Annotated in this window: 3 protein-coding genes and 1 pseudogene; 1 reads left to right on the plus strand and 3 read right to left on the minus strand. The window is 63.2% G+C overall.

What is annotated here, in order from left to right:
- The 3 genes and pseudogenes from AHiyo1_RS20990 to AHiyo1_RS21000 form a co-directional block, all read right to left on the minus strand.
- Nucleotides 1–740 (minus strand): annotated as a pseudogene (locus tag AHiyo1_RS20990) (phage tail sheath family protein); the annotation flags it as partial.
- A gap of 13 nt (nucleotides 741–753) precedes the next feature.
- Nucleotides 754–1,416 (minus strand): hypothetical protein, encoded by a 663-nt coding sequence (locus AHiyo1_RS20995; protein ID WP_059389883.1) that lies wholly within the window; start codon nucleotides 1,414–1,416, stop codon nucleotides 754–756.
- 51 nt (nucleotides 1,417–1,467) lie between these two features.
- A complete protein-coding gene (locus AHiyo1_RS21000; RefSeq protein WP_059389882.1) occupies nucleotides 1,468–2,004 on the minus strand; it encodes a MarR family winged helix-turn-helix transcriptional regulator in 537 nt (178 codons plus the stop codon).
- A 75-nt stretch (nucleotides 2,005–2,079) separates the two neighbouring features.
- On the opposite strand from AHiyo1_RS21000, the gene AHiyo1_RS21005 reads away from it, so the two are divergent.
- The coding region (locus tag AHiyo1_RS21005) for an MMPL family transporter (RefSeq protein WP_340639360.1) at nucleotides 2,080–3,188 on the plus strand (1,109 nt) is incomplete at its 3' end.

A 3,188-nucleotide genomic window follows, 5' to 3' on the forward strand; every position in this document is an offset into this window, starting at 1 on the left:
CGCGTTGCGTCCACGCGAGCCCACACCCCGGCAACATGGCCCGACGGCGGTTGGGTCACCTTCTTGCCGGACACCGGATCCGTCATGACGATCCACGGAAAGTACAGCGCGGTGTAGCCGCCGGGGGATTGGGGCGCTCCGATCGCGTCCTCGCCAGTCGCCCGCGCCGTCGTTGTGTTGTCGGCTTTGTCGTCGGACTTGCCGTCATCGGAGTCGCCGTCGCTCGACTTCGGTGCGTCCGGCACGCCGGAAGTAGCCGCCCGGGTGAGGGCTCCGACGTCGTCCACTTTCTCCGGAGTGTCCATGATCGCCATGCGGTCTTGCCGCAAGGGATGCTCCACGTGGGCCTGCAGCGCCGCGTACGCTTCGGCGTCGCTGTATCCGGGGGCGGCCACCATGGAGATGTCGTCGATCGCTTCGAACAGGGTCACTCCGCTGGGCTTTGCGGCCGTGCCTGTGAGACTGCCGCCGGTACCGATGTTGACCACGTAGCAGCGGCTGCCGCCGTTGGCGAAGAATCCGAAGACAGCGTTGGACAGGGGTGTCCCCTGCGTGGACTTGCCAACGTATTGGTCCACGAACTGGGTCCAGTTGTCCAAGACCCTTGCTTCATCCGGATACGCCAAGGGATCCGGGGACACTCCTACGAAGCCGGCAATGCTGGTGCTGACCTGTCCGATCGAGCGTGCACCGCTGGGCACTTCCTGTACATACACTCCCGGCGCCTGGTAATTCGCCATGGTGTGCTCCCTTTCACTCCCACCGGATGATGACCGGCAGGCTGCTCGTGTCTGCTGAGACTTCACGTTCAGTGCCGCGGACTGCCACGACAAAGTGCTGGAGTTCGTCTGCCGAGGCCAGGACCTCGAAATGGCCGGTGGGATCGCTCACGACGGCGGCGGCGGACGAATGCGGGCGGATGTAGGCATCCGGGATGCCCTTGTTGTGGACGTCGACCAGCCGGCCGTGGATCCGGCGGGCCACTGTGGTGGACGCGATGAGGGGTTCAGTGACAGGCGGTCCGAAAGGCTCGTCGAGCCGTATCCCCACCGGGACGCGGATCAGGAAACCGAGGCCTTGGCGGATGCCGGAATCGTATTCGTCCGGCTGGAACTCGCCACTGGAGACCACCGAGTACTGGGTGTTTTGCTCGAGGGTCAGCAGGAGTTTCTCCATGTTGTCCAGTTGCGTGGGGCCGTGGCATTCCACGGCAACTTTGAGCTCGAGGTCCAGCAGTGGGCCTTCACGCCGGGAGCGGCCCACCCGATTCAAGGCGACGGTGTGGACGGTGACAGCGGCATCGCTTGGTTGACCGGAAGGTGGTTCGGAGCCGTCGTCGAAGCGGACACGCTCGGGCGAAACGGCGTCGGAAAGTATCCCGAGGAGCTCGGTCAACGACGATCTCACAACACCCACGGTGACACCCCAGTCCCACAAAGTGGTCCAGCACAGCCGATGTGCTATAGGTTACTCCCGCAGTGGCCTGCGAGTCACTGGGATCACAGGCGTAACTCCATTCGATGGTTCCTGGTTTGGCGTGACATCGTTCCGGGCAGTCATGGTGGCTTCGATGACCCCTTGCATGAAAGCCATCACTACGTGGAGTTCTTCCGGCGAAAGCGCGTCGATGACCGGGGCGATGGCGCTCGCCAGGGGAGAAAACAATTCGCTGCCGGTGGCACGCGCGGAATCGGTCATCTCCAGATGAACCTGACGGCGGTCCTTCTCGCTGCGGCGTCGTGCCAAGTGGCCTGCCCGGTCGAGCCTGTCCACAAGGGCTGTTGTAGCCGGCGAACTCAGGTTGAGTGCCGCCCTGAGCGCTCCGGGAGTCATCGTCTTGCCCTCCCGTGCGGCAGCCACCATGGCTGCCAAGGCATTCAGGTCCGTCCGATGGAGGTGGTGGCGGTTGCTGACGGCCTCCACATACCGCTCCGTCTCGAGCGTGAACTGCTGGAGTAGCCCAAGGAGTACGGCTGCGGACCGGACGTGCTGATTGTCATCCATGAGGCCTCCTTCAGCCTCAAATTATCCCACCGATCTATCATTGACCAATTATCTCCATGATAGATATATTTTGTCATGGAAGTAATTACGGAGGGTGCGGGCATGATGGACAAACGGATTGGAACCGGGCGACGCAGCAGTTCGCGGTGGTGGTTGGCGGGGGCAGTGCTATCGCTGGTGGCGTGGATGGCGATCGGCGGAATCGGCGGCCCGACCTTTGGGAAGCTCAGCGAGGTATCCAGCAACGACCAAGCATCCTTCCTGCCAGCGAGCGCCGAATCCACCGAAGCCCGCGAATGGCAAAGCAAGTTCACTTCCAGCGGCAGCGTTCCCGCAGTGGTGCTGATCGAGTCTCCTGAGAAACTTTCACCCGCTCAACTGGCCGGATTGGCGCCCCTCGGCACCCAACTGTCCGCCGCCGTCGGGGTCAGCCATTCGACGTCGACGGTCGGGCCGATTCCGTCCACGGACGGCAAAGCTGCGCAGTTCATCGTCCCGGTGGAAGAAGGAAACGGGGTCAAGGGGAGCATCCAAGCGCTTCGCGAGAAGGCGGCGGGGTATGCAGTGGGGGCAGGGCTTCCCGCTGGAACAACCACCTACGTGACGGGACCGGCGGGCTTCCTTGCCGACTTGGTCAACGCCTTTGGCGGGATCGACGGGATATTGCTCTTCGCTGCGCTGGGGGCCGTTTTGGTCATCCTGCTGGCCGTCTACCGATCCGTGGTGCTGCCCTTTGTGGTGTTGCTTACCGCCGTCTTCGCGCTTTGCGGCTCCATCCTGGTGGTCTTTGCCTTGGCGAAGGCGGGCGCGATCCAATTGACGGGACAAAGCCAAGGGATCCTGTCCATCCTGGTAGTCGGCTCAGCCACCGACTATGCCCTCCTCTTTGTGGCCCGTTACCGTGAGGCCCTGGGTCAGGCGTCGAACAAATGGTCGGCTGTGGGACGCGCATACAAGGGGAGTTTTGGCGCCATCCTGGCATCCGGGACAACGGTCGCCTTGGCGTTGCTTTGCCTGCTCTTCTCGGAACTGAATTCAAACCGCGGATTGGGGCCCATCGGCGCAATCGGAATCGTCTTTTCAATGGTGGCCAGCCTGACGCTGCTTCCTGCGGCCCTCGGCTTGCTCGGCAAGTCCGCATTTTGGCCGCGTGCGCCGAGGACGGACCCGGCCGCGAGCGCCGG

Source organism: Arthrobacter sp. Hiyo1 (genome assembly GCF_001263615.2).
In the GTDB taxonomy this organism is placed as follows: domain Bacteria; phylum Actinomycetota; class Actinomycetes; order Actinomycetales; family Micrococcaceae; genus Arthrobacter.